Genomic DNA, 25,783 nt, shown 5'->3' with positions numbered 1-25,783 from the left:
CTAAAGCGCAAAAATAGCTTTTATTAGGCACTGCCTTATGGGCTTCAGCAATTTGCGAAACTGATATCAATTGGAGCTTAGGATACGCTCTTCAGGTAATATTTCCCATTGATTTGCCTGCCCTTGCCGGTACGGACGGAGTTATAAACTATGCAATCATTTTTGTGCTCCTTTCATTGCTTACCTTCGCGCCGATGAACCAGCGAGAACTTTTTTTACGTCATGTGGGACAAACCTCCCCTGCTCCTTTAGCGCTTGAAATTGTAAAAGCCGAGGGTTCTGTTTTATGGGATGCGGCCGGCAAAAGTTATATCGACTTAATTGGCGGCATCAGTGTTGCCAGTACGGGGCATCGCCATCCCAAAGTGCTGCGGGCGATCCGGGAGCAACTCGACGCCTATCTTCATATAATGGTATATGGCGAATTTGTTGAAACGCCACAGGTTCAATATGCGTCGCTGCTGGCAAGCCATCTGCCGCCCGCGCTGAACTCAGTATTCTTCACCAATTCAGGCGCAGAGGCTGTGGAAGGAGCCATGAAGCTGGCCAAAAGAAGTACTTTCAGATCAAAGATCATCGCCTGTGAAAATTCGTACCACGGATCGACCCAGGGCGCGCTCAGCATTATAGGCAGCGAATACTGGCGTAATGCTTATCGACCGCTACTGCCCGGCATCCTGCACCTGCCCTACAACAGCCAGCAGCTGATCGACGCAATAGATGAAACAACAGCCTGTGTTATGCTGGAAACCGTTCAGGCGGAAGCAGGCATTATTGCACCCGAAAAAAGATGGCTTGAAGCAGTTCGAAAAAAATGTACGGACACGGGCACCCTGCTGATTTTAGATGAAATTCAAACTGGCTTTGGCAGAACGGGCAGGCTTTGGGGATTTGAACATTTCAATATCGTACCGGATATTTTGTTGCTGGGCAAAGCTTTGGGCGGCGGCATGCCGTTGGGCGCTTTTGTTGCCGACCAAAAACTGATGTTGAACCTGGCAGACAATCCGGTGCTGGGCCATATTTCAACATTTGGAGGCCATCCCGTTTGCTGCGCTGCGGGGGCCGCGGCTTTCAAGGTTTTGCTGGAAGATGAACTTTATAAAGCCGTTCCTGAAAAGGAACAATTATTTTTAAGCCGGTTAAAACATCCAGCCATCAGGGCGGTGCGTAGTTTTGGTTTGTTGATTGCCGTAGCCTTTAACAGCTTCGAAACCAATAAAAAAATTATTGACCGGGTCATCGAAAAAGGAGCATTAACCGACTGGTTTTTATTTGAATCTAACTGCCTGCGTATTTGTCCGCCGCTGACCATCAGCGAAAGTGAGATTGAAGCGGCTTGTTCGATCATTTTAGATGCTGCTTCGTTCTAAGAAAAAAGCTACTGCGTTCGCTTTAATCTAAAAAAACTAATATGAATAACGATAAAAAAATAGCCGCAGAGGAAGCGGTCAAAGAAATTAAAAATGGAATGGTCGTGGGTCTGGGAACCGGCTCTACTGCTTATTATGCCATTCACGCGGTAGGCGCGCTAGTGAAGAATGGGATGCAGCTGTTAACCGTTCCGACCTCCGAGCAAACCAAACAAATGTCAATAGAGTTGGGCATCCCCATGGTAGATATCAACACGATTGACGCGATCGATGTCACCATCGACGGCGCCGACGAGTTCACTCAAAACCTTGAATTGATCAAAGGTGGCGGCGGAGCGCTTTTGAGAGAAAAAATTGTGGCTTCGCTCACAAAAAAGCAAATCATCGTGGCTGACAGTTCTAAGCTGGTGGGCGAATTGGGTAAGTTTAAAGTGCCTGTTGAAGTAATTCCCTTTGCCAAAGGCTATGTGACGCAGCAATTAAAAACCATCGGCGGTATCGGCCTTATCCGTACGAAAGATGGAAAAGAATATGTGACCGATCAGGGCAATTGTATTATCGATGCTGATTTCGGACTAATCGAAAACCCTGCAAAACTCGACGAGCAAATCAATCAAATTGTGGGCGTGGTGGAGCATGGTTTGTTTATCGGGTTAGCTGATCGCGTGATCATGGCCAAGGACGGCGAAACCATCAGTTTTTCAAAATAGGATGCCTTTGATACTCGTTTAAGGAAGCGTGGATGCTAATTTAAAACCGGCCTCGGCAGCGTTGTTTCCATTCTTCTTTAAACCGGGCTCTTTCTTCTTCGCTCATACTTTTAAATTTTTCGCGTAAATCGCCGGGCGACCGAAACCGCCTGCGGCCCTTTGATCCGCCAAACCCGCTGAATAAAATTTTGCTCAGTACTAAGATTCCCATCGCCTGCCAGTAGGTCAAAGCTTTTGCATTCAGCACTTCCGGCAGGATGGCGTTCCACAGCAACATCACTATTCCACTAAACAAAAACAAGGCGGCAATTGCAAAAAGCGCAATGACAAATTTAGGTGGCCGCTCACACTTTCTCCTGTTCATAAAAAATATCTTTTAAAAATTAATTAATTCATTGTACAAATAGCGGAGGCGCTTGCGCAGATGCTGCACGGCATAGCGCTTACGGCTGATGACCGTTTTAATGCTTTCGCCGCTTTTGTCTGCGATCTCCTGCAGGGTCATATCCTCAAGCTCATTCAGGATAAAAGCTTCCCGCTGCGCAACCGGCAACTCTTCGAGCGCATCAAACAGCGATTCCCAAAAAATTTCTTTGAAATCTTCCATCTCCGGGTTATCGGAGATCGCCAGTAAAATATCTTTGAAATGCAGCTCTCCATCCTCCGTCTCATATTGATAATCGTCAATAAGATCGGGTTTCTTTTTCCGGTAACGGTCGGTGATTTTGTTACGCGCTACGGCAAATAACCAGCCGCTCACTTCTTCGATGGTTTGCGTGGCAGAAGTGTTGGTAAACTGATACCAGACGTCCTGCAAAATATCTTCCGCATCCGCATCGGTGTTTACTTTTCCGCGGATAAAACCAAAAAGCCGCTTACTGTAGTTTGCTACCGTATCGACGATATTTTGCTTTTTGTCATCAGCCATTATAGTTATCGCATCCGCCATCATTTTAGTAAACGGATGTTGAAGAAAATTACTCTAAAAATTTTGCAGCGGTCACGGCTACGCTGTCAAATAGCTGGCAAGCGCTGCAAAAGCCACCTGTTGCTGCACGCCGGTTTGCAGATTTTTTATATTTACCAGCCCCTGCTCCAGTTCCTTGCTTCCTAAAATGCCGACAAAAGGAATTTCCTTTTTCTCGGCATATTTAAATTGTTTATCAAACTTGCTGTTTTCGTGATACACTTCGCATGCGATTCCCTCGCCCCGCAACGATTCAGCCAGTTCGAGCGCCTTTGACACTTCGGCTTCGCCGAGATTGAAAAATAAAAGTTGCGTTCCCGCGGCCACTTCTTTCGGAAAAAGGCCCAATTCATTCATAACATCATAAATGCGGTCTACGCCAAAAGAAATACCCACGCCGGGAATGCCGGGCACCCCAAACAATCCGGTGAGATCGTCGTAGCGGCCGCCGCCGCCGATGCTGCCGATTTGCACGCCCAGCGCTTTTATTTCAAAAATAGTCCCCGTGTAATAGTTAAGGCCACGAGCGAGGGTGAGATCAATTACCGGTGCGTGATGAGCAGCAGATAGCGAATGGGTAATCAAATACTCCAGTTCTGCAACTCCTTCTAAGCCGGTTGCGCTGCCGGCAAAAATATTTTTAAGTTGTTCTAATTTTTCCTGGTTGCTGCCGGTTATGGAGAGAAAAGACTCGATGGTTTGCACCTGTTTTTCCGTCAGTTCCCGGTTTAACAATTCTTCCTTTACCTTTTCAATACCGATCTTATCCAACTTATCAATGGCGATGGTAATATCAGTAAGCTTTTCTGCGCCACCGCAAATGTCAGCCAATGCTGCCAGCACTTTACGGTTGTTGATTCTTAAATCAATATCAATATTCAGCTTTTGAAAAACGGTCGCATAAATATTAATCAGTTCCAGCTCATTCAACAAAGATTTGCTGCCCACCACATCGGCATCACACTGATAAAACTCGCGGTAGCGGCCCTTCTGCGGCCGATCGGCGCGCCAAACCGGCTGCATCTGATAGCGCTTGAAAGGCATCGGCAGTTGTTGATGATGCATCGCCACGTAGCGCGCAAAAGGAATGGTAAGATCATAGCGTAATGCTCTTTCGGTCACCTCTTTACTGGATTTTCCTTCCAGGATTTTTTCAAACCCCTGCCGCGTTTTTTCCAATTTCGCCTCGTTATCGAGGCCATTATTCAATATTTTAAAAATGAGCCTATCTCCTTCTTCTCCATATTTTCCCATCAGCGTATCCAGGTTTTCCATCGCCGGCGTTTCCAGCGGCTGAAATCCATAAAGCTCGAAAACAGTTCTTATGGTATTAAAAATATATTGGCGCTTGCGCACGGTGGCTGCACCAAAATCACGGGTTCCTTGTGGTATTGTCGGTTTCATTTTTCAATTCATCATGCCTGGCTTACGCCATTAGCTTATTTATATTTTTTTATAATGGCATCGGCCGCCGTCTCGATCATATCATAGACTTCGTGGTAGCCCGGTTCGGGGCCATACCAGGGATCGGGCACATCCATGTCCTTTCCGGGGTAGATTTCGTTCATCAGCAGATCGACCTTCCCTTCATCATACTTGCCTTTGGCGATCCATTTCATTTCATCGATTACGTCCGCGGCCATTGCATAAATTTTGTCGTAAGCGTCAAAATCAGCTGCCCTAAAACGGCGGGCACATTGGTTGCTGATATCCAGGCCTTTTGCCTTGGCTACTTTTTGCGATAGCTGGTGCGGCGCTTCGCCCACATGGTAACCATTTGTACCGGCGCTATCAATTTTCCAGTCCAATCCGGCCTCCTTTGCTTTATGTTGCAAAATGCCCTCTGCCAGTGGGCTACGGCAGATATTTCCCAGGCATACCATCAAAATATTCATGGGCGCAAAGATAGGAATTAGACTTTTGTGCTTTGCCGATCGATCCCGGATCAATGGTTAAACGCGGGGATGGGAACCCATCGACTGCGGTGGAACAGGATTAAATCAGAAAATAAGAAATACAGGGATATCTTTGCAGCATGGCAGGAAAACAGAATATCAGGCATCTGACACTCGAAGAGCTTGAAAACTACTTTTTATCTATTGGTGAAAAAAAATTCAGGGCAAAGCAGGTTTATGAATGGCTTTGGCTGAAACCGGTGCAGGATTTTGACGATATGACCAATATCAGCAAGGGTTTACGTGAGAAACTGGCGCAGCACTTCCTGTTTCCTTCCATCAAAATCGATACCACGCAACACTCTGAAGACGGAACCGTAAAATCAAGATTTAAAACTCACGAAGGCCATTTGACTGAGGGTGTTTTAATACCTACCGACGATCGTAAAACCGCTTGTGTGAGCTCGCAGATTGGATGCAGCCTCAGTTGCAAATTTTGCGCAACGGGATATATAGAACGCAAACGCAACCTAAACTTTGACGAAATTTTCGATGAAGTAGCGCTGATCAATCAGCAGTCGCTGGAAGTGTATGATAAGAAACTGACGAATATCGTGTTTATGGGCATGGGCGAACCGCTGCTTAACTATAAAAACGTTTTGAAAGCGATAGAAAGAATTACCTCGCCGGAGGGTTTGGGGATGAGTCCACGGAGGATTACCGTGTCGACGGCGGGTGTTGCCAAGCAGATCAGGCAATTGGGCGATGATAAAGTTAAATTCAAACTCGCTTTATCACTCCACGCAGCGAATGACCGCAAGCGCCACGAGATCATGCCCATCAACGACAGCAATAATATTAAGTCGCTGATCGAAGCGCTCAACTATTTTTACAAGCAAACCAAAAACGAAATCACTTTTGAATATATCCTGTTCAACAACTTCAACGATTCGATCGAAGATGCTGACGAGCTGATCAAAGTGTACCGCCAGGTGCCTGCCGACCTGATCAATTTAATTGAATACAACCCGATCGAATTTGCACAGTTTACAAAACCTTCGGAAGAAAAAGTTGAAGCCTTTATGCGCTACCTGGAAAAAAACAGGGTAAATGTGCGGCTACGCCGCAGCCGTGGAAAAGACATCGACGCGGCCTGCGGACAGTTGGCCAATAAAGGCTGATAACGTCGATAAGCGTGTTGCGTTTTCTACGGCACAATCGTCTCTATAAGAATGAAAAACATTTTATTATGGACAGCAGGCTTGCTCCTGATGAGCAGTTCCTGTACTAAAAAGATTGCTATTCCTTGTGAAACCAAAGCTCACGACTTTTCCGGAAATGACATTAGGGGCGTGTGGCGGCACAGCTCGAGTTATTATAGTACCGGCGGCCCTATAATTAATAACAGAGGAAGTAAGAAATTACTTCAGCTTAACAGTGATGGGACGGTTTGTGGCGATTACTTTGATGAGCAGCCGGTCGTTTCCTATGAGCTGAAGGTATTCAATCCACAGTCGACCCGGCCTGACTCGGTCATTATTTTTTCAAAGCCAGATCATACTACCATTGAGTATCGTTATTATCTCAGAGAAAATGGCAATCAACTATCCTTCGGGCCGTATCCTGTAGTTTGTATTGAAGGTTGTGGAACGGCTTTTACACGGGTTAATTAGATATGGATACAAGGCAGGTCTGAAGGTCAAACGCTAATCTTTCTTCGCCCTGAGCGTAAAGCCCACTGTTGTGCCTACATCCTGCGTACTTCTAATGTGAATAGTTTGACCGTGCGCTTCAATAATGTGTTTGCTAATCGCCAGTCCCAGTCCGCTGCCCGTGGCATCCATGCTCCGGCCGATATCGGTGCGGTAAAATCGTTCGAAAATACGCGGCAGGCTTTTTTCTTCGATGCCGACGCCGTCGTCGCTGATTTCTATTAAAATCCTTTTGTCATCCGTGCGATAAATTCCCGCTTTGATGATACCATTATGTTTTCCATATTTGATGGCATTTTCAAAAAGGTTCAACACCACCTGCCGTATTTTTTCTTTATCAGCATTTACCGAAATCGAGGTCTCATACCCTTTTTTGATGCTAAAACTAATGTTTTTGGATTCTGCCTTGATGGAAATGCTTTCAAAAGTGTCTTTTAAAAGATCCTGCACCACAAAATTTGTCTTCACCAAAACGATCTCACCGCGCTCGAGGCTCGATATTTCGTCCAGATCATTTAATAAAGCAGTCAGCCTTTCTACATTCCTCGATGTTTTTTCTAAAAACTTCCTGCGCAGCTCGGGGCTTTCCGGCTCGTCCTGAAGCAAGGTATCGACATAGCTCTGGATCGTGAAAATGGGGGTTTTAAACTCGTGAGACAGGTTTTGAAGAAACTCGCGGCGAAACTGTTCGTTGGCCCGCAGCTGCTCCATCTGTTTTTGATTTTCCTGCGCCCAGGCTTCTACGTCTTCGGTCACTTCGCCGATACTTTTTTTGGGCAAAATGTATTTATAATATGTTTCTTCTCTTTTGGTGGCTTTGGTTTGATAAATAAACTTGTAAATAAGCTTTATTTTACGATAAATAAAATTATCGAGCACAAAAGAAATCAGGAAATAACCGCCGATTAGCAACACCGCAAAAGCAATCAGGCTGAACACCCAACGTTGATCAACAATATAAAGCAACACGGTTACCGGAGCGGCCAAGGCTAACGCCGTATAAAAGGAAAGCTGTTTAGGGGATAGGTTTTTAGGATTCATATCGTTCAAAATTCACCGGCGCCATTTGCAAGCGAGCGCAAAACGGCTTTAAAGCTCAAATTTATATCCGACACCCTTCACGGTCGTAATACAATCCATATCTAATTTCTGTCTTATTTTTCGGATATGTACATCGATGGTGCGGTCGCCGACAATCACATCGTTGCCCCAAATCGCATTCAGGATTTCATTTCTTAAAAAAACACGTCCCGGCTTCAAAGCCAAAAGGTATAATAATTCAAATTCTTTCTTTGCCAATACGATCTCTTTGTCTGATACCTGCACTAAAAACTTTTCCGGATCGATATTGATATTGCCGATTTTTACAGCTTTGGAGTTGTCTTTTTGCACGCGGCGCAGCAAAGCGGCCACCCGGCTCAATAACACTTTAGGACTGACGGGCTTGCTTACATAATCGTCGGCTCCTGTTTCTAATCCTCTCACCTGCGTCACTTCATCATTCAAGGCGGTTAAAAACATGATCAGCGTTTCCCGGAAAGCGGTTTGCCCCCGCAGCACCTGGCAAACCTGGACACCCGTCTTTTTGGGCATCATCATATCCAATATTATCAAATTAGGCTTGGTTTGGTACGCTTTTTCAATTGCTTCGTCGCCATCTTTGGCAGTATAAACGGTATATCCCTCTTTTTCAAGATTATAGGAGAGAATTTCCAAAATGTCCGGCTCGTCATCTGCAATCAGAATTTTGTGCCCCTTTTCCATTTTAATAATAATTTAAAGCAAACGTAACGGTAATTTGTTTTATAAAGGCATTCGAACGCTCGCCTGGGCGCATACTTAATGTAAATTTAATATTATCGTTCCATATCTGAGGGGCTTTATGACGCCGCTTCCCTCACAAACCGGCTCAATTATTGCTCAGTTTTTGCGTAAATTGATTTGAGATTTTTGATTATATCCTGTTATCACATGAAAATTTTATCGCATACGCATTTCAACCGGCTGATTCCTTTTTTGGCGATTTTACTTTTCCTTTCCGCAGATGCCAACGCGCAGTTATTTAGAAAAAAAAGAAAAAAGAAAGAAGAGCCCGTAAAGGTTTTTGTAGACACGATCCCGGCCTATACGGTGGCCATCAACCGGCAAATGATGCAGGAAAAGGTCGACAAGGACCAACGGTCGCTGCTGGCGATCGATGGCAAAGCCGACAAACAGCTAAATATATCATCCGATGAAAAACTAAACGCAGCGCTTACTGATGCGGCCACCAAAAGGGTAGATTGGCTTCAATATGAAATCGAGACCAACGACTCGATCGACCATCGCCTCAAAACGAATTATCTTGATGGGTTGGCCCAGATTTTAAGATATGTAAAAACTTATAGTCGCAGCAGCCAGTCTGCCATTCAGTATTTACCCCAAATTATTGCGACCTACAAACAATTGATGATCGCCAATACGCAGCAAAAGCCGATTATTAATATTTTAAGGCCACTTTCTTATGATATTGCCAATACGGCGTTGCAGCCCGACTTTTTTAAAGACCACAGCGATGCGAAAGAAGTGCGCGATTTGATGCTCTTAAAATTAGCCGGCCGCTATCCTGAAAAAACTTTTGCGGCCCTGAAGCTATATCCGGAAGCAGCAGTTGCCGACAGCCTGATCAGAGCCGTGGGACACAAATACCCTTACCTTTTATATGACTATGCGCAGGCTAATAATAAGTTGAGCTATCGCATTCAAAATATTAATGACGACCCGTTGATCGTGGCTATTGTGGCAATGGCGCGGAATCCGAATAAAAGCGGCCAATTCTATTTTCCTTTCTTAGATAATATTGTAAAAGGGAAGATAACAATGGAAGATATTGACGCCGCGAAAAACGACCCGGTCAAATATTTCCGCCTCCTGGTTCAAACGCAGATCGAATATACCGAGCGCGCTATGAACGGCGACACTGCCATGGGGCATACAAGTTTGTTGAAAAAGCTGGAGCAAAAGGCAAAGGATGATTTTGTAGCTAAGATCAACGGGCTGCATGAAAGGCCGGATGGCATCCGCTTTCGCTGCCTGCAACCGCTGAACGCGGAAGAGCTATATTATGTCGCGGTGCTCACCAATGGCCTTATTTACACGAGCAGCTATACCAATGGTGTTTATCCTTTAATGATGCGCAAGGCCGACGGCAAAGGCGATGAACTTTTGAAAAAGTTACACTTTGATCATTACCGGAAATTTATCAGCCAGGCGGCGGCTTACAACACGTTGAAACATTTCCTGGGCAGTTTTTCTAATAATACAGATGCGCATGACCTGATGAAGTCCTTTGTTACCGGCCTTGAAAAAACAGACGGTTTGGAAGATGGTGTTGACGTCGCGGATTCGTACGCCAGCGTGGCCGAAACGCTTCCCGAGCTTGCTAAGGATATGCTTGTTAATGTTAAAGAGAATCTTGACCGGAACAAGCTCAACAATAATAAAAAGGGCATTGCCATTTATGATATCCTTTACAATCTTTTTCTTTCCGCCGACACAGCCAGCCATATCGACCTAACCAGCCAGTTACAAATTCCGCCGGTTTATAACGTGCCCATTTCGTCGCTGACAAACGAAAATGGCGAAGTCATTTCCCAGGTTTTTTTCTACGGCGACCAGGACGGCAGAAATATTTTCAATGGGTTTTTAAATATGTTTGGCGGCGGCAACTGGAAGATCGACGGCAGCAATAAACAATGGGTCGTAATTAAATCGGTAAAGGGAAAACCGGTTTCCATTTATGCCAACCGTCCGTTAGACGAAAACAAAGGATTGGACGATAAAGCACAGCAGGCGCTAAACGCTTATCTCGATGAAAACAATTTGCATCCAACTGTTACGATTCACCGTGGGCACAGCTACTATGCAGAAGCCACGATTGGCTACATGGCGCCGACGTCAAAAATTGTTTTCATGGGGTCTTGTGGCGGCTTTAATCTCATCGATTCTATTTTGAGAAAATCTGAAGACGCGCATATTATTGCTTCGAAGCAAATTGGACGGACAGCGATCAACAAGCCATTTTTCCATCTGCTGACGGAAAAATTAAGAACCGGTTCAGATATCGACTGGATTCCTTTTTGGAAAGAATTTAAATCGCGCGCCAATGTTGCCGGATTTGAAGATTATATTCCACCTTACAAAAACCTGGGAGCGATTTTTATCAAAGCTTATAAGAAAGAAACCGGCGAAACTGATGTTTGATAGTCAGCCAGCTTTGACACGCTATTGTTGCTGCATCTGCTCCATATAAAAACGGTAGGAGTTAGAAGTAACCGGCTGCGCCTTCTGACCTGCAGTGTAGCTAAAAGCAGGCTGCGGCTGTTCTTCTTCGATGACAGGCGCCGCTTTGTTATCGATCGAAACACTCACTTCCAGCACGTGGGCTGAGGAGCCTTTATAGGTTCCTTTTACCGGCGTCACATCTGAAAAATTTCTGCCCACGGCCAGCCTGATATGGCGGTCGCTTGCAATGCAGTTGTTGGTTGGGTCTAAGCCGATCCAGCCATAATCGGGCAAATAAGCCTCCACCCACGCGTGCGTGGCGCCGACTCCGCGAAACTCATTATTTTTCGGGCAGATATATCCGCTCACATACCGCGCTGGAATGCCAATGCGTCGTAAAATCAACAGCAGGATATGCGCGAAATCCTGGCAAACGCCAGCCTTTAATTCCCAAATATCATCAATCCTGGTTTCCACGCTGGTGATTCCTTTTTTGTATTCGAAATTTTTGAAAATATATTCAGAGAAAGTCAGCGCATTTTGAAAAGGAGTTTTTTGATCACTGAAAATGCCTCCAATAAATGCTTTTAGTTCTTCCGCCCGTTCAAAAGCTTCCTGCTGAATAAAATCGATATAAGGAAACTGTTCGCGCAGCGAAGCAAGTAAGCGCCATTGATCGGCCACTGCCAGTTTTTCTTTTGGCATCACGACTTCCCGGGTTACCACATCAGCTTCCGAGGTGATGAGCAATTCGGTATGCGGCTCCACAATTGAAAACATGCCCAGCCGATTGCCAAAATAATCTATAAAGGTTTCGATGAGCGGATCTTTAGTAATAGTGATTTTGTGATCAGCCACACTTTGAGCGGCATCCTGCAATGGGTACAGCATGATTTGGTTGGTGCATTCCACGGCGGGGCTGCTATAGGTATAGCGCGTAATATGTTTGATGTTGAATGATGGCATTGAGATAGTTTTTTGTGAAAAATGGCTTACTTCTGCAGGCCTTAAGTGTAGCCAAAATAATTCGTGTTTAAAGCCCTGGATATTTGCTGCAAATCCTTCCTGGTTTGCACCAGCAGCGATTTGATGCTTGCTCCGTCTTTCAGGTTGCAGCTGCTGTATTTGAGATTACTAAGCCCCTTTCCGATTAAAAACTGAACCGGCTGGTAGCTTTCAGAAATACTTTGGAGATGCAGCCTTTTAAAATAACGATCGATATGTTCCATGCAATACAAAATGGAATGCACGAAATCCTGATTATATAATACCTGCTTCATGATAGACTCGCATTCTACAACGCCCTTTGAAGATTTCAGATAGGTTTCGTAACCGGAAAGCGAAAAAAGCAGGTAGCGGAGAGAAGGTAACATGGCCTCGTGCTTAAGGTCGTAACCCACTTCTTTTAATTTAATATCTGTAACGTCGGTTGAAATAATCGCCCGCTCAAGATATTGTCCCACGTTTAAAAAATTATAGGCTTCCCCGCGCGTCATTGTCATGGTAATGGTTCCGTATAAAAACAGGCCATGTTTTAAAAGTGCATCAAGCGCGGTTAACGGATCTCCATATTTTACGGTTTGTTCAATTTGTGGCTCGCGGATCAAAAGATAGTAGGCATTTAAATTATGCCACATTTCTTTAGTAATATGATCCTGAACGGCTTTGGCATTTTCCCTCGCCCGGGTAATATTGTTGATAAGCGACGCATCATTATTCCTGTCGAGCAGCACATATTGCAATACGGCTCTTGAGTCGTATTCTATCTTCGCAATTTGCGCCGGGTTCAAATATCCATAGGTTTGTAACACCGATCTCCAGTTATATTCTTTCATTTCATCTTGCGACGCCACGTAGTTCGTTCGCAACACCCTTAATAATCCATTGGTGCGTTCCATATAACGCGCCAGCCAAAACACAGACTCGGCAACACGACTTAACATATACAAGTAATTAAAAATTCAATCCAAAAATTCAATGTCTGGTAACCTGCCATTTATAATACAGGCTGTCTTCCTGACCTGGCAATATCACGAGCCCAAAACCCAGGTGTCTTTGCTACCGCCGCCCTGCGATGAGTTTACCACCAGCGACCCCTCGCGCAGCGCCACCCTTGTCAGCCCGCCCGGCACAATTTTAATACCCTCCGGCCCGTAAAGCGCAAACGGCCGCAGGTCTACGCGGCGTGGTTGCAATTTGCCATTGATATAACAGGGGGAAGAAGACAGGTTGATGATAGGTTGCGCAATAAAATTGCGCGGGTCTTCTAAAATGGCTTTCTTATAGGCCTCCATTTCCTCGGGTGTGGCCTTATTGCCCATCAACATGCCATACCCGCCCGACTCGTTGGTTTTTTTAACGACCATCTTATCCATGTTCGCAAAAACCATTGATCGGTTTTCCGGAACATTGAGTTCATAAGTCGGCACATTTTTCAGAATGGGTTCTTCGTTCAGATAATAACGAATCATTTCCGGAACATAAGAATAAACGGCTTTGTCATCTGCCACCCCATTTCCCATCGCGTTGACGATGGCTACATTTCCCTTTCGATAAGCCCAGTAAATACCAGGCACGCCCAATACGCTATCGGGTCGAAACGTAAGCGGATCGATAAAATCGTCATCCACGCGGCGATAAATAACATCCACTTTTTGAAGGCCGCGTGTGGTTTTCATATACACGTGATGATTTTCCACTACCAAATCTCGTCCTTCAACGAGTTCAATACCCATCAACCGCGCCAGAGTAGTGTGTTCAAAATAGGCAGAATTATAAACGCCCGGCGTAAGCAATACTACGGTTGGATTGCTGGTTTGCCGGTTGGCGAGGCCCATTAAATTTTGAAGGAGCAGCGAAGGATATTCGATCACCCTTCTCACATTATTGCGGGGAATAAGATCAGGAAAAATGCGAAAAGTAATACTCCTGTTTTCAAGCATATAAGATACACCGGAGGGCGTGCGTAAATTATCCTCCAGCACGTAAAAACTTCCGTCAGCGTCGCGGATCAGGTCGATTCCAGATATATGAGAATAGATATCAAACGGCACGTCCACGTTGATCATTTCTCTCAAAAAAAGCGGACATGAGTAAATAAGCTTGGCCGGGATAATGCCATCCTTTATAATAAATTGTTGATGATAGATGTCTTTCAAAAAGATATTCAGCGCTTTCAAACGCTGACTAATCCCTGCCTCGATAATCGCCCACTCCCTGGCTTCAATAATACGCGGGATAATATCAAACGGAAATATTTTTTCAACGCCCTCATTGTCGCTATAAACCGTGAAGGTAATGCCCTGGGTCATAAACAGTTTTTTCGCCAGTTCATCCTTGTTATCTAATTCTTCAGCCGGTAACGTGTCGATCGTCTTCACGAGATGGTGATAGCTCTCCCTTACACCTTTTTCACTCATTAGCTCATCCCACACATCAGCCTGCGTGTGATAAGATTCCATAATCTTTGGTGGCATCATAAACAGGTAAACATTTTACTTAAAAATGAAATATATATAAAAATAAAAGCATTTCCAAATACCGACCGACTTGCTTTCGTCCCTCAAACATATTTTTTTCGATTATATATATTGACTAATTACTATAATCAATCACAAATTATTGATTTTCCATTCCGCTTTTTATGTACGTTTGACACATGAACGAACTACCTTCTATATCCTTTCAAAAAACAGCGCAGATCAAATCCTATCAGGAAAAAAAACTGGCTGACCTGTTGGCTTATTTGAATACCCATTCCGCCTACTACAAAAAACTGTTTGCCGATCATCATATTGACATCAAAAATGTGCGCACCATTGAAGACCTTCAACATATTCCTCCGACCGAAAAAGAACAGCTCCAATTATACAACAAAGATTTTTTGTGTGTACCGAAAAATAAGATCATAGAATATACGGCAACATCGGGAACGGTAGGCAGCCCGGTTACGATCGCACTTACCGAAAACGATTTGCAGCGCCTCGCTTATAATGAATACAGTTCTTTCGTATGCGCTAACGGCAGTTCGGAAGACATTTATCAATTGATGCTTACGCTCGACAGGCAGTTTATGGCAGGCATGGCCTATTACAGCGGCATCAGAAAACTCGGCGCCGGCGTGGTAAGGGTGGGCCCCGGCGTTCCTTCGCTTCAATGGGAAACCATCGAAAGGCTGCAACCTTCGGCGATTGTTGCCGTGCCGTCGTTTATTGTAAAGTTGATTCAGTACGCCGAAGCTAATGGTATTGATGTAAATCGCTCTTCCGTAAAAAAGGCGATCTGTATCGGCGAAAACATACGCACCGAAAACCTGGAACTCAACATTCTGGGTAAACGAATTACAGATAAATGGGCCCTTCAATTATTCTCCACCTACGCTTCTACTGAAATGCAAACGGCTTTTACGGAATGCGAAGCCGGTAACGGGGGCCATCTAAATCCCGAACTATTGATTGTCGAACTGCTGGACGATAAGGGACGCCCCGTTGCAGCAGGCGAACCCGGAGAAGTTACCATTACCACGCTGGGCGTGGAAGGCATGCCGCTGCTGCGCTATAAAACCGGCGATATTTGCAAGGCCTATACCACAGCCTGTAGTTGCGGCCGCAACACACTCCGCCTCTCACCGGTGATTGGCCGTAAAAAACAAATGATCAAATACAAAGGGACAACGTTGTTTGCCCCGGCGCTTTTCGAAATTATTCATCGCATTGAGGCCATTAAAGAATATATCGTCGAAGTATCGAGTAATGAAATTGGCACCGATGAAGTGACGCTTTATGTGGTCGCGGAAAATAATAGGGAAGAAACACAGAATAAAATAAAAGCTTATCTGCAGGCGCGTTTGCGCGTCACGCCGCATATAAAATATACCGATGCCGAAGCCATGCAACAAATGCAATTTCCCGATGGCGTAAGAAAACCCGTAAAATTTGTTGATAAAAGAAAATGAAATCAATCCGCAGTTTTTCAGCTACAAAACTTTAGCATGCCATGTCGCTGAGGCGGCATGGCATTTTTATTCCTGATAAGTGAATGCATGAACGCCGCCGGCGACTTCTGTTGCAGCGCCGCCCGGCCCGACGATCGTGGCCGTGCACGATGCGGGGATAGCGACGCTCAAAAAAAGTTTTCCATCTATGCGTTTCCAGGAAGACCTTATCGTTCCGTATAATGACTGGTGGCTTGCTTCCGCAAAATCAAGATCTTTGATGAAGGCGGGCTTAATGATGATTTTTTTAAAAGCATTTTCCCTCTCATCCATTTGCAAACCCGCCACATATTTATACATCCAGGCTGCAATAGCGCCCATGGAAGGATGATTGCGTGATGCATCGCCGATATTGCGTCCCACATCCCAGGTTTCGAACAGACTGGTGGCGCCATAGTTTTTGATCCAATAGCCCCAGGAAGGGAGTGTTTCCTTGGTTATCATTTTATAAACCGTCTCAGCATATCCAAAACGCGATAATACTTCGGGCACGATCAGCGACCCGATAAATCCAAAATCAAGGCTGTAATTGTTGTGGGCTATCACTTCATTGAGTTTTCGCGCGAGGGCGTCACGATGTTTATCGCTCACCAGGCCCATATATAAAGGCAGCGCATAAGACAACTGCGTTTGGTTCGCGTAGGCCAGCTTTTCAGGATCGAAATAATGTTTATTGATCAGGCCCTTTAGCCTGGCCGCCTTCAACGCATATTGCTTTTTATCGTCGTGTTTGCCCAAGGCATTGGCCATCCGCGACATCAGCACATAATCCCAGTAGTAATAGCAGGACACCATAAAATCTTTTGGAGTTATGGCTTTATAATAAAGCCAGTCGCCCAAACCATCCGACAAAAGGCCTTTCTCGTTTTCTATCGTGGCCAGATATTGCAGATAGCGCTGCGCCGTTGCATATACATGGCGCATACTTTCCAAATCGTTGGTGTATTGATAAAGCAATGAAGGCACGATAAAGATCGCCGCGTCCCAAACCGGCCCTGCCCAGTCGGAATCCCAGCGCCAGGAAGTGGGCACAATACCCGGCACATCTCCATTAGCTTCCTGCGCATCCGTCATATCTTTGACCCATTTTGCGTAGATGCTGGCAGCATCATAACTCATCAGGCCCGCCTCCTGAACCATAAAGCCATCTGCCATCCAGCCATTTTTCTCTCTTGTCGGGCAATCAGTTGGAATACCAAATAAATTGCTGAGGTAGGAATTTCGACAGATTTTAAAAATTTTATTTAAAAGGACGTTGGAACTTGTAAAATTGCCGATCTCCGCAACGTCGCTGTGCATCCGCAGCCCTTCCAGTTTTATCTTTTGCAGGTCGAGCGGCCGGTTGGAAGTCATTTCGATATACTGAAAACCATGATAAGTAAAGGCCGGAACGAATACCTCTCTTCCTGCTCCCTTCAACACATAAATATCCGTTTGAATCACATCCCTTTCATTCCTCGGCCGCAGGTGCATATTTATATTTCTTTGATCAATCCGCCCGGCGGCGTCCAACATTTCCGCGTGGCGCAGGCGGATGGTGGTTCCCGCCGCTCCGGAGATTTCCAGCCGGGGCACACCAGCAAAGTTGACGCCCATATCAAAAACATAGCAGGTGTCACTTATTTTTTTTACGCCCACCACTTTTATCGTATCCGTCACGCTTACCGGAGACATTAACTGCGCTTCCAACAAGGGGGCGGTTGCTTCGGTTAATCTTGCTTTATTCCATGTTTTATCGTCGAAAGCCGCTGTGGCCCAGCCTTCCTGCTCTAATCTGGCGTCATAACTGGTTCCGGCATGAATATTATCAAACTGCAATGGACCGGTGGAGGTTTGCCAGTTTTCATCGGTCTTAACAATATCAACCTCGCCATTAATGTAGGTGATCCGCACTTCACAAAGAAGTTGGGGGCGTTTGCGCCAGGGCGCCTGATGAAAATTCCAGACAGTCGGGGTTTGCTCGTTGAACCAGCCATTTCCTAATTGAACGCCAATGCAATTTTCTCCCTTTTTTACCTGATCGGTCAGATCATAGGTTTGATAAAGGATCCTTTTACTATAGTCTGTAAACCCGGGATCAAGCGTAAAAGGATTGACCGTTTCGCCGTTCACATATAATTGGTAATAACCCAGGCCACTGATATAACACCGGGCCGATCGCACTTTTCGTTTCGCCTGGAACACCTTGCGAAAACGAGGCGACGCAGAAAACGCTGTATCGTGCGCGTCGGTGATCCATTTGCCCAGCCATTCAGACCGGTTCATTTTGGCGGTCTCAAACCACGTGGGCTCAGAGCGATAAACCTGGCCGTTAGTATACAATTCTACGCGCCACCAGTAGCGCTGATGGGCGCTTAACGCACTTCCTCTGAAATAAACCAGCTGGCTGTCCGTCCATTGCTTTTCGCTGTCCCACACATCGGCGAGGCCTGGCTTTAATTTTTGCCGCGAAGTAGCCACCCATACCCGGTAGCCGGTTTGCGCCACAGGCTGATCAGTCTTCCATTGCCAACCCAATCTCGGTTGGGCGACATCAATGCCCAGCGGTTGAACCTGGTATTCGCAGGTGAGCCCATCGATTGGCTGCGCGCTGCCCGTACCAGTTATTGTGAAACAAAAAATAGCTGTCACCACCAACGACTTAAGAAAAAGAAAATAATATTTCATATAAAAAACAAATATTATATATGGGAAACCTCGGGGGAAGATACTGTTTTTAGCGTATGATTTCCCCGTCTGAATGAGCGCAACTGCTATAAACCCCCTATATTCCTTACCTTTGCACTCATTTTTTAGCGAATTATGAGTGCAAAATATCAGGAGTTTTCGGGTTTAAACCTTCCCGCAATTGAAAAAGAGATTTTAAAAAACTGGACCGATAATAACGCGTTTGAAAAAAGCGTGGATATCAGGGAAGGCGCAACGCCCTTTGTGTTTTATGAGGGACCGCCCAGTGCGAATGGTATGCCCGGCATCCACCACGTTATTTCGCGCACTTTAAAAGACCTGGTTTGCCGCTATAAAACCATGCAGGGTTTTCAGGTGAAAAGAAAAGGGGGCTGGGACACGCATGGCCTTCCTGTTGAGCTGGGTGTAGAAAAGGAATTGGGTATTACAAAAGAAGATATCGGCAAAACAATTACTGTAGAAGCATACAACCAGAAATGCCGCGAAGCGGTGCTGCGTTTTAAAAGCCAATGGGATGACCTTACCCGCAAAATGGGTTATTGGGTTGATCTCAACGATCCTTATATTACATTTAAGAACGAGTATATCGAAACCCTGTGGTATTTGCTAAAACAATTATTTGAGAAAGGGCTTCTATATAAAAGCGTCAGCATTCAACCCTATTCGCCGGCCGCCGGCACGGGTTTAAGTTCGCACGAGCTTAACCAGCCCGGCACTTACAAGGATGTAAAAGATACAAGCGCAACGGTTTTATTCAAAGCGACAAAAGATGGAGTCTTCAATAACATCGCGGAAGATGTGTTTTTAATGGCGTGGACGACTACGCCCTGGACGCTGCCGTCCAATCTTGGCCTAACCGTTGGCGCCAACATTGAATACAGCCTGGTGGCCACTTTTAACCCTTATACGCAGCAGCAACAAAATGTGGTTATCGCAACGGCTTTGTTGCATAAATATTTTAAAGAAGAAGGCAGGGACAAAGCTTTTGCGGATTACAAAAAAGAAGATAAGATAATCCCCTGGAAAGTGCTGGGCGCTTTTTCGGGCAAAGAACTGGAAGGTTTGCGCTACGAACAATTAATGCCTTTTGAAGCCAACTGCCTGGAGGCGATCCGCGCAATTACGCCGGATGCAGATCCTTTCAAAATCGTGATCGGAGATTTTGTTACCACAGAAGATGGAACGGGTATCGTACATACGGCACCGGCATTTGGTGCAGACGATTACAAAGTAGGCCAGAAAAATCGTTTGGGCATTGTGACCCTTGTAGATCGGGAAGGGAAATTCATCGACGGTGTTGGCGAATACAGCGGCCGTTTTGTAAAGAACTATAAAGACGAAGAAGATTATGTCGATGTAAACGTCGATATATCAGTGGATTTAAAACTCAAAGGGCTGGCTTTTAAAGTAGAAAAATACGAACACAATTACCCGCATTGCTGGCGCACCGACAAACCCATCCTTTATTATCCGCTGGATGCCTGGTTTATCAAAACCACCGCGCTGCGCGACCGAATGGTGGAACTCAATAAAACCATCCATTGGAAACCCAAATCTACCGGCGAAGGCCGCTTTGGCAACTGGCTCGAGAATATGGTCGACTGGAACCTGAGCCGCAGCCGTTTTTGGGGAACCCCGCTTCCCGTGTGGAGCACAGCAGATGGTACGGAAAGAAAATGTATTGGGTCGATCGAAGAATTAAATGTAGAGATTAAGAAAGCCGGCGAAGTGTTGGCAGGTGATATCAACAAACATTATCTCCACGATGGCATTCTTGATCTGCACAAACCTTATGTAGACGATGTGGTATTGGTCAGCGAAACGGGGCAGCCCATGTATCGCGAGCCAGACCTTATCGATGTTTGGTTCGACAGCGGCGCGATGCCCTATGCACAATGGGGATTAGATCATGAGAAATTGAAGGCCGGAGACCCAATGCCATTTAACCAGCCTTTTGAAAATAATTTTCCTGCCGATTTTATCTGCGAAGGCGTGGACCAAACCCGTGGTTGGTTTTACACTTTGCATGCGATTTCTGCTTTACTGTTTGACAGCGTTGCCTACAAAACAGTTGTGAGCAACGGCCTGGTGCTGGATAAGAAAGGCAATAAAATGAGCAAGCGCCTGGGCAATGTGATTGACCCGTTTGATACCATCGAAAAATTTGGCGCCGATGCCACGCGGTGGTACCTTATTACAAACGCCTCGCCCTGGGATAATCTGAAATTTGATATCGACGGTATTAAAGAAGTGCAGCGCAAATTTTTCGGCACATTATATAATACCTACCAGTTTTTCGCTCTGTATGCCAATGTTGACGGCTTTAAGTTTGAAGAGCCCTACATGCAGATGAACGAAAGGCCCGAAATCGACCGTTGGATCATCTCCTCCCTGCATACCCTCGTTAAAAATGTTTCGATAGCCATGGATGATTATGAGCCTACGCAAGCGGGCCGGCTTATAGAGGATTTTGTAGACGAGCATTTGAGCAACTGGTATGTGCGTTTGTGCCGCCGCCGCTTTTGGAAGCCTGCCCTCGACCCCGATCAGGATGGGGGGAAATCGCAGGCGGATAAAATTTCAGCCTACCAGACTTTATATGAATGTATTGAAACGGTTTGTCGACTGATAGCGCCTATCGCGCCTTTCTTTAGCGACGCTGTGTTCCGCAATTTGAATGATATTACCAAACGCCATAGCGCTGAAAGCATCCACCACGCCTTTTTCCCCAAGGCAGATGAGGCTTTAATAGACCAGGGGTTAGAGGAAAGGATGCAATTGGCCCAGGATGCGTCCTCGCTGATTTTGTCGCTAAGAAAAAAAGTGAACATCAAAGTGCGCCAGCCGCTGCAAAAAGTGCTGATCCCCGTTTTGACGCCGTCGATGAAGGAGCAGCTTGAAAAAGTAGAGGCTTTGATCAAATCAGAAGTAAACATCAAGGAAGTCTCCTACCTTACGGAAAGCGACGGATTTATTAAAAAGAAAATCAAACCCAATTTTGTCGCGCTCGGCAAAAAGCTGGGACCCAAAATGAAAGCGGTTTCGGGTGCGCTGGCCCAGTTCGGGCAGGAAGAAATCAGCCAGCTGGAGCGGGAAGGGACTTTCACGTTGCGGATAGACGGCGACCCGGTGGTTATCGGCGTAGAAGAAGTAGACATCAGCAGTGAGGATATTCCCGGCTGGACGGTAGCTTCCAAAGGTTCACTGACGGTGGCGCTCGACATCACGATCACGCCGGAACTAAAGCAGGAAGGCGAAGCACGCGAATTTGTAAACCGCATTCAAAAAATCAGGAAAGACAGCGGATTTGAACTTACAGATAAGATTAATGTTGTAATTGACACTGACGAGACATTAAAAAATTCGCTAACGACTTATAAAGATTATATTTGCGCGGAAATTCTCGCGGAAAATTTATATTTTGAGCGAATTACTGATGGCAGTGGTATAGAAATTGATGTTAACGATAACACTTTACAAACGATTGTTTCTAAAAAAGGGTAATTAAATGGCTACAAAAAAAAGCGCACCGGCAAAAAAGGCAACTCCGGCAAAAAAGAAAAGTAAACCTGCTGTGAAGCCTGCTGCCAAAACAGCGGCAAAACCCGCCCGTTCTACCAGCGGAAAAGTAACTGCGAAAGCGGCTCCTAAAAAGACAGCACCGGCGAAGAAAACGGTAAAAGCATCTATTCCGGCCAAGGCAGCTACAAAAAAAGCGCCTGCTAAAGCGCCTGCAAAGAAAGCAGCGGCTGCGACAAAAGCAGCGGCGAAGCCCGTCACAAAAGTCCCTGCTCCCGCGGCCGCAAAAAAGGCATCCGTTAAAGCGGTTTCTGCAAGTAAAGCCAGTGCAGCACCCTCCTCTAAAGCAGACAAGAAACAACCAGTAAAGGCAAAGACTGCCCCCAAAAAAGAAAAATCAGCAAAAGTTCCGGTTGTACCCAAACTGTCTACTAAAAGTGCCGTTAAGTATCAACCGGATTTTACAAACAGCATATTAGACACCCCTAAAAACGAAAAAGTGAAATCAGTAGTACGATACTCAGACAGTGACTTGATGGAGTTTAAAGAAATTATTTTAAGGAAATTGGACGCGGCGAAAAAAGAACTGGCGTATTTACAAGGGCTTATCACGCGCCGCGACGAAGGCGGTGATATGGACGAAGGCCGCTACATGACCATGGAAGACGGCAGTGTTAGTATGGAGCGCGAACAATTGAGCCAGCTGGCCAGCCGCCAGATCACTTTTATCGATCACCTTGAGAAAGCCCTGATGCGCGTTGAAAATAAAACATATGGTATTTGCCGCGTCACCGGCAACCTCATCGACAAAGCCCGCTTGCGCGCTGTACCCCACGCCACGCTTAGCATTGAAGCGAAATCGATGATGAACAAATAAAAAAAGTTCAGGCCATGATATTCAAGCGAAGCGCCCCAATGCTTCGCTTTTTTTATTATTTAATTACAGACACAACTTCGTAGATATGACTATCACTTTCGATTACGATAAAAAGCAGGTGATACAGGCGCTCAGATACCATTTTATTTCGAAAACAGAACTTCGCATTATGGTAATCCTCGTCAATGCATTTGCCATCCTGTCGCTAATATTATATATGATGGGGAAAATCAGCCCAACTGCATTTTTAACCTATTCATTATTATGGCTGGTGCTGATGGTGAGCCTGTGGTTTATTCTGCCCACGGTGGTCTTCAACCGGGCAGCGACGTTTCAACATAGTTTTGCCATGCATTTTAACGAAGATGATTTCACATTGGAACATGAGCGCGGTAAACGCAGCTGGCCCTACGCTGCCTTAAAAAGTTATAAGGAAACACCCCATTTCTTCCATCTATATTTTGATGCCCGCTCTTTCCTGCTGGTTCCCAAAAGTGCTTTTAAAGACCTCGAAGACATGCAAAGCCTGCGAGACAGGCTAAAGAAAAATGCCTGATCAAGTCAGGTCAAATTCGTTTGACCATTAAAATATGTGCGATAGAAAGTTTGAGGAACTGGTCGCCGCTGGGGGCATAGCCCATTTTTTCGTAGAAGCCGGCGGCCGTAGCCCGCGCATGCATCGATATTTCGCGATAGCCTGTATCCCGCGCTATAGTTTCGGCAAACTCCATCAAAGCACGGCCGATACCTTTTCCCTGAAGCTGGTTGCGCACTGCCATTTGGCGCAGCAGTACGCCGACGCCGTCGGGCACCAGCATACAGCAGCCCAACATTTTTTCATCCTCAAAAGCGCCAATTAATATATTGGCCCGGTCGCTGTCAATATCACTTCCTTCCAAAACCATCCCTAACGGCTGGCGCAATATTTCATTGCGCAAATCGATCATTTGCTGGTATTCTTTAGATCCGTAATCGATAATCTTCAGGGCCATTTTTGTTTTTTTTGATTTTTGCTGATCTTGCCAAGCCGGTGACCCAAAATAGCATTTTTTTTCGGCTTAAATCAAATATTTTTACCGTCCCAACATTTTTACATTTTTTTTTGTTTCGTATAGTTATTTAGCCAAAAACTCTATTTTTGCACTCAACAAACAAAAACAATCAGATATGTCAGACATTGCATCAAGAGTAAAAAAAATCATCGTTGACAAGTTAGGAGTTGACGAAGCAGAAGTAACTACCGAAGCATCTTTCACCAACGATTTGGGCGCAGATTCTCTGGATACCGTTGAGTTGATTATGGAATTTGAAAAAGAATTCAACATCTCTATTCCTGATGAGCAGGCTGAAACAATTACCACTGTAGGCCAGGCTGTATCATACTTAGAAGAGCACGCTAAGTAGTATTTATTATAATTAAGTGCTTCAAAATTGTCGGTAGAAACCGGCATAACGGCAAGCAAAATTTATATCCGCCTTTGAAGTGGTTAACCATACAAAGGCGGTTTTTTTAAAATAGAGCGGCGTAGCTTATGGAATTTAAAAGGGTTGTAATTACTGGCATGGGGGCTTTAACTCCCCTGGGCAATTCAGTAGATGATTATTGGAATGGATTGATTAACGGTGTTTCAGGAGCGGCGCCCATTACCCAGTTCGACGCTTCAAAATTCAGGACCCGTTTTGCTTGTGAGGTGAAAAATTTTGAACCCACAGATTTTCTTGATAAAAAGGAAGCCCGCAAAATCGACCGTTTCTCTCAGTTTGCTTTGGTCGCCAGCGACCAGGCTTTTGCCGATGCACAGCTCACAAAGGAAAACATCAATCCTGACAGAGTCGGCGTCGTATTGGGAAGCGGTATCGGCGGACTAATCACCTTCCAGAACGAGGTAATGGAATTTGCCAAAGGCGACGGTACACCACGTTTCAACCCTTTCTTTATTCCAAAAATGATACTCGACATTGCTGCCGGACAGGTGAGCATGCGCCATAACCTACGCGGGCCCAACTATGCGGTCACCAGCGCCTGCGCCAGTAGCACCAACGCCATGATCGACGCCATCCATCTGTTGAGATTGGGTAAGGCGGATATTATCGTTACCGGCGGTAGCGAAGCGGTGATCAGCGAAGCGGGTGTCGGAGGTTTTAATGCCATGAAGGCGATGAGCGAACGCAATGACGACCCCGCCACGGCCAGCCGCCCCTACGACAAAGACAGAGATGGTTTTGTAATGGGCGAAGCAGCTGGTATTTTAATTTTTGAAGAATTAGAACACGCCAAAGCAAGAGGCGCTAAAATTTACTGCGAAGTAGTAGGAGGCGGAGCCAGCGCTGATGCGCATCATATAACCGCGCCGCACCCCGAAGGTTTGGGAGCAAAAAACGTGATGCTTGCCGCTTTGAGCGATGCGGGTATGCAGGTTACCGATATCGACTATATCAACACGCATGGCACTTCTACGCCGCTGGGCGACATCGCCGAAACCAAGGCGATCCTGGATGTGTTTGGAGCTCATTCCTATGACTTAAATATCAGTTCCACCAAAAGCATGACCGGCCATTGTTTAGGCGCCGCGGGTGTTATTGAAGCCATTGCCTGTATTAAAACGGTAATGCACGATATTGTCCCGCCTACGATTAATCATTTTACAGACGATCCTGAGCTGGATCCGAAATTAAACTTTACCTTTAACAAAGCACAACACCGGACCGTAAATGCAGCGCTTAGCAATACGTTTGGTTTTGGCGGACACAATGCCTGTATTATTGTAAAGAAATACGCATAATTG

At 45.6% G+C, this 25,783-nt stretch carries 22 protein-coding genes; 11 read left to right on the top strand and 11 right to left on the bottom strand.

Features of this window, described 5'->3' with window-relative positions; genetic code table 11:
• Positions 1 to 194 precede the first annotated feature (194 nt).
• Complete coding sequence (locus ABDK00_RS02640) at positions 195 to 1,373, top strand: aspartate aminotransferase family protein (protein ID WP_346237955.1); 1,179 nt, start codon at positions 195 to 197, stop codon at positions 1,371 to 1,373.
• Positions 1,374 to 1,414: 41 nt separating this feature from the next.
• Complete coding sequence (rpiA, locus tag ABDK00_RS02635; RefSeq protein ID WP_346237954.1) at positions 1,415 to 2,083, top strand: ribose-5-phosphate isomerase RpiA; 669 nt, start codon at positions 1,415 to 1,417, stop codon at positions 2,081 to 2,083.
• A gap of 40 nt (positions 2,084 to 2,123) precedes the next feature.
• Here the strand turns inward: rpiA and ABDK00_RS02630 are convergent, their stop codons facing one another.
• The 4 genes from ABDK00_RS02630 to ABDK00_RS02615 all read right to left on the bottom strand — a co-directional run bounded on the left by ABDK00_RS02630 (position 2,124) and on the right by ABDK00_RS02615 (position 4,945).
• Positions 2,124 to 2,447 (bottom strand): hypothetical protein, encoded by a 324-nt coding sequence (locus ABDK00_RS02630; RefSeq protein ID WP_346237953.1) that lies wholly within the window; start codon positions 2,445 to 2,447, stop codon positions 2,124 to 2,126.
• Between the two features lie 12 nt (positions 2,448 to 2,459).
• Complete coding sequence (locus tag ABDK00_RS02625; RefSeq protein WP_346237952.1) at positions 2,460 to 3,011, bottom strand: RNA polymerase sigma factor; 552 nt, start codon at positions 3,009 to 3,011, stop codon at positions 2,460 to 2,462.
• A 78-nt stretch (positions 3,012 to 3,089) separates the two neighbouring features.
• Entirely contained in the window at positions 3,090 to 4,454 is a 1,365-nt protein-coding gene (hisS, locus tag ABDK00_RS02620; RefSeq protein ID WP_346237951.1) for a histidine--tRNA ligase, read from the bottom strand.
• A gap of 35 nt (positions 4,455 to 4,489) precedes the next feature.
• The gene (locus ABDK00_RS02615) at positions 4,490 to 4,945 is read right to left on the bottom strand and encodes a low molecular weight protein-tyrosine-phosphatase (RefSeq protein ID WP_346237950.1); all 456 of its coding nucleotides are present in this window, start codon (positions 4,943 to 4,945) and stop codon (positions 4,490 to 4,492) included.
• A 140-nt stretch (positions 4,946 to 5,085) separates the two neighbouring features.
• On the opposite strand from ABDK00_RS02615, the gene rlmN reads away from it, so the two are divergent.
• Both rlmN and ABDK00_RS02605 read left to right on the top strand, forming a co-directional pair.
• A complete protein-coding gene (rlmN, locus tag ABDK00_RS02610; RefSeq protein WP_346237949.1) occupies positions 5,086 to 6,126 on the top strand; it encodes a 23S rRNA (adenine(2503)-C(2))-methyltransferase RlmN in 1,041 nt (346 codons plus the stop codon).
• Between the two features lie 51 nt (positions 6,127 to 6,177).
• Positions 6,178 to 6,618, top strand: a complete 441-nt coding sequence (locus tag ABDK00_RS02605; protein WP_346237948.1) for a hypothetical protein — start codon at positions 6,178 to 6,180, stop codon at positions 6,616 to 6,618.
• Between the two features lie 33 nt (positions 6,619 to 6,651).
• Here the strand turns inward: ABDK00_RS02605 and ABDK00_RS02600 are convergent, their stop codons facing one another.
• Positions 6,652 to 7,698, bottom strand: a complete 1,047-nt coding sequence (locus tag ABDK00_RS02600) for a sensor histidine kinase (RefSeq protein WP_346237947.1) — start codon at positions 7,696 to 7,698, stop codon at positions 6,652 to 6,654.
• 48 nt (positions 7,699 to 7,746) lie between these two features.
• Complete coding sequence (locus ABDK00_RS02595; RefSeq protein ID WP_346237946.1) at positions 7,747 to 8,421, bottom strand: response regulator; 675 nt, start codon at positions 8,419 to 8,421, stop codon at positions 7,747 to 7,749.
• Between the two features lie 207 nt (positions 8,422 to 8,628).
• On the opposite strand from ABDK00_RS02595, the gene ABDK00_RS02590 reads away from it, so the two are divergent.
• On the top strand, positions 8,629 to 10,899 hold the full coding sequence (locus ABDK00_RS02590; protein ID WP_346237945.1) for a hypothetical protein: 2,271 nt from the start codon (positions 8,629 to 8,631) through the stop codon (positions 10,897 to 10,899).
• Positions 10,900 to 10,920: 21 nt separating this feature from the next.
• Here ABDK00_RS02590 and ABDK00_RS02585 read toward each other — a convergent pair whose 3' ends face one another.
• From ABDK00_RS02585 to ABDK00_RS02575, 3 genes are all read right to left on the bottom strand, one after another.
• The gene (locus ABDK00_RS02585; RefSeq protein WP_346237944.1) at positions 10,921 to 11,886 is read right to left on the bottom strand and encodes a transglutaminase family protein; all 966 of its coding nucleotides are present in this window, start codon (positions 11,884 to 11,886) and stop codon (positions 10,921 to 10,923) included.
• Between the two features lie 41 nt (positions 11,887 to 11,927).
• Positions 11,928 to 12,863 (bottom strand): alpha-E domain-containing protein, encoded by a 936-nt coding sequence (locus ABDK00_RS02580; RefSeq protein WP_346237943.1) that lies wholly within the window; start codon positions 12,861 to 12,863, stop codon positions 11,928 to 11,930.
• A gap of 87 nt (positions 12,864 to 12,950) precedes the next feature.
• Positions 12,951 to 14,399 carry a circularly permuted type 2 ATP-grasp protein gene (locus tag ABDK00_RS02575; protein ID WP_346237942.1) on the bottom strand — a complete coding sequence of 483 codons (1,449 nt, stop codon included), beginning with the start codon at positions 14,397 to 14,399 and terminating at the stop codon, positions 12,951 to 12,953.
• Positions 14,400 to 14,578: 179 nt separating this feature from the next.
• On the opposite strand from ABDK00_RS02575, the gene ABDK00_RS02570 reads away from it, so the two are divergent.
• Positions 14,579 to 15,874, top strand: coding sequence for a phenylacetate--CoA ligase family protein (locus ABDK00_RS02570; protein WP_346237941.1), 1,296 nt, complete (start codon positions 14,579 to 14,581; stop codon positions 15,872 to 15,874).
• 66 nt (positions 15,875 to 15,940) lie between these two features.
• Here ABDK00_RS02570 and ABDK00_RS02565 read toward each other — a convergent pair whose 3' ends face one another.
• Complete coding sequence (locus tag ABDK00_RS02565) at positions 15,941 to 18,580, bottom strand: alpha-L-rhamnosidase (RefSeq protein WP_346237940.1); 2,640 nt, start codon at positions 18,578 to 18,580, stop codon at positions 15,941 to 15,943.
• A 135-nt stretch (positions 18,581 to 18,715) separates the two neighbouring features.
• Here ABDK00_RS02565 and ileS point away from each other — a divergent pair, with 135 nt between their 5' ends.
• The 3 genes from ileS to ABDK00_RS02550 all read left to right on the top strand — a co-directional run bounded on the left by ileS (position 18,716) and on the right by ABDK00_RS02550 (position 23,553).
• Positions 18,716 to 22,105: an isoleucine--tRNA ligase gene (gene ileS / locus ABDK00_RS02560; RefSeq protein ID WP_346237939.1), complete on the top strand. Its 3,390-nt coding sequence runs from the start codon at positions 18,716 to 18,718 to the stop codon at positions 22,103 to 22,105.
• Between the two features lie 4 nt (positions 22,106 to 22,109).
• The gene (locus ABDK00_RS02555; protein ID WP_346237938.1) at positions 22,110 to 22,997 is read left to right on the top strand and encodes a TraR/DksA family transcriptional regulator; all 888 of its coding nucleotides are present in this window, start codon (positions 22,110 to 22,112) and stop codon (positions 22,995 to 22,997) included.
• A gap of 85 nt (positions 22,998 to 23,082) precedes the next feature.
• Positions 23,083 to 23,553, top strand: a complete 471-nt coding sequence (locus tag ABDK00_RS02550; RefSeq protein WP_346237937.1) for a YcxB family protein — start codon at positions 23,083 to 23,085, stop codon at positions 23,551 to 23,553.
• Positions 23,554 to 23,563: 10 nt separating this feature from the next.
• Here the strand turns inward: ABDK00_RS02550 and ABDK00_RS02545 are convergent, their stop codons facing one another.
• The gene (locus ABDK00_RS02545) at positions 23,564 to 23,989 is read right to left on the bottom strand and encodes a GNAT family N-acetyltransferase (protein ID WP_346237936.1); all 426 of its coding nucleotides are present in this window, start codon (positions 23,987 to 23,989) and stop codon (positions 23,564 to 23,566) included.
• A gap of 175 nt (positions 23,990 to 24,164) precedes the next feature.
• Between ABDK00_RS02545 and ABDK00_RS02540 the strand changes: the two genes are divergently transcribed.
• Both ABDK00_RS02540 and fabF read left to right on the top strand, forming a co-directional pair.
• On the top strand, positions 24,165 to 24,401 hold the full coding sequence (locus ABDK00_RS02540; protein ID WP_114792255.1) for an acyl carrier protein: 237 nt from the start codon (positions 24,165 to 24,167) through the stop codon (positions 24,399 to 24,401).
• A 128-nt stretch (positions 24,402 to 24,529) separates the two neighbouring features.
• Positions 24,530 to 25,780 (top strand): beta-ketoacyl-ACP synthase II, encoded by a 1,251-nt coding sequence (gene fabF / locus ABDK00_RS02535; RefSeq protein WP_346237935.1) that lies wholly within the window; start codon positions 24,530 to 24,532, stop codon positions 25,778 to 25,780.
• Positions 25,781 to 25,783: the final 3 nt, after the last annotated feature.

The organism is Niabella insulisoli (assembly GCF_039652435.2).
In the GTDB taxonomy this organism is placed as follows: domain Bacteria; phylum Bacteroidota; class Bacteroidia; order Chitinophagales; family Chitinophagaceae; genus Niabella; species Niabella insulamsoli.
The sequence above is the reverse complement of the archived record's forward strand: the minus strand, read 5'-3'. Positions and strand labels throughout refer to the sequence as shown.

What these genes read in the sequence shown, in the direction of transcription:
- ABDK00_RS02640 (WP_346237955.1), top strand. Translation starts at nt 195, where the DNA reads ATGAACCAGCGAGAACTTTTTTTACGTCATGTGGGACAAACCTCCCCT.
- rpiA (WP_346237954.1), top strand. Translation starts at nt 1,415, where the DNA reads ATGAATAACGATAAAAAAATAGCCGCAGAGGAAGCGGTCAAAGAAATT.
- ABDK00_RS02630 (WP_346237953.1), bottom strand. Translation starts at nt 2,447, where the DNA reads ATGAACAGGAGAAAGTGTGAGCGGCCACCTAAATTTGTCATTGCGCTT.
- ABDK00_RS02625 (WP_346237952.1), bottom strand. Translation starts at nt 3,011, where the DNA reads ATGGCTGATGACAAAAAGCAAAATATCGTCGATACGGTAGCAAACTAC.
- hisS (WP_346237951.1), bottom strand. Translation starts at nt 4,454, where the DNA reads ATGAAACCGACAATACCACAAGGAACCCGTGATTTTGGTGCAGCCACC.
- ABDK00_RS02615 (WP_346237950.1), bottom strand. Translation starts at nt 4,945, where the DNA reads ATGAATATTTTGATGGTATGCCTGGGAAATATCTGCCGTAGCCCACTG.
- rlmN (WP_346237949.1), top strand. Translation starts at nt 5,086, where the DNA reads ATGGCAGGAAAACAGAATATCAGGCATCTGACACTCGAAGAGCTTGAA.
- ABDK00_RS02605 (WP_346237948.1), top strand. Translation starts at nt 6,178, where the DNA reads ATGAAAAACATTTTATTATGGACAGCAGGCTTGCTCCTGATGAGCAGT.
- ABDK00_RS02600 (WP_346237947.1), bottom strand. Translation starts at nt 7,698, where the DNA reads ATGAATCCTAAAAACCTATCCCCTAAACAGCTTTCCTTTTATACGGCG.
- ABDK00_RS02595 (WP_346237946.1), bottom strand. Translation starts at nt 8,421, where the DNA reads ATGGAAAAGGGGCACAAAATTCTGATTGCAGATGACGAGCCGGACATT.
- ABDK00_RS02590 (WP_346237945.1), top strand. Translation starts at nt 8,629, where the DNA reads ATGAAAATTTTATCGCATACGCATTTCAACCGGCTGATTCCTTTTTTG.
- ABDK00_RS02585 (WP_346237944.1), bottom strand. Translation starts at nt 11,886, where the DNA reads ATGCCATCATTCAACATCAAACATATTACGCGCTATACCTATAGCAGC.
- ABDK00_RS02580 (WP_346237943.1), bottom strand. Translation starts at nt 12,863, where the DNA reads ATGTTAAGTCGTGTTGCCGAGTCTGTGTTTTGGCTGGCGCGTTATATG.
- ABDK00_RS02575 (WP_346237942.1), bottom strand. Translation starts at nt 14,399, where the DNA reads ATGATGCCACCAAAGATTATGGAATCTTATCACACGCAGGCTGATGTG.
- ABDK00_RS02570 (WP_346237941.1), top strand. Translation starts at nt 14,579, where the DNA reads ATGAACGAACTACCTTCTATATCCTTTCAAAAAACAGCGCAGATCAAA.
- ABDK00_RS02565 (WP_346237940.1), bottom strand. Translation starts at nt 18,580, where the DNA reads ATGAAATATTATTTTCTTTTTCTTAAGTCGTTGGTGGTGACAGCTATT.
- ileS (WP_346237939.1), top strand. Translation starts at nt 18,716, where the DNA reads ATGAGTGCAAAATATCAGGAGTTTTCGGGTTTAAACCTTCCCGCAATT.
- ABDK00_RS02555 (WP_346237938.1), top strand. Translation starts at nt 22,110, where the DNA reads ATGGCTACAAAAAAAAGCGCACCGGCAAAAAAGGCAACTCCGGCAAAA.
- ABDK00_RS02550 (WP_346237937.1), top strand. Translation starts at nt 23,083, where the DNA reads ATGACTATCACTTTCGATTACGATAAAAAGCAGGTGATACAGGCGCTC.
- ABDK00_RS02545 (WP_346237936.1), bottom strand. Translation starts at nt 23,989, where the DNA reads ATGGCCCTGAAGATTATCGATTACGGATCTAAAGAATACCAGCAAATG.
- ABDK00_RS02540 (WP_114792255.1), top strand. Translation starts at nt 24,165, where the DNA reads ATGTCAGACATTGCATCAAGAGTAAAAAAAATCATCGTTGACAAGTTA.
- fabF (WP_346237935.1), top strand. Translation starts at nt 24,530, where the DNA reads ATGGAATTTAAAAGGGTTGTAATTACTGGCATGGGGGCTTTAACTCCC.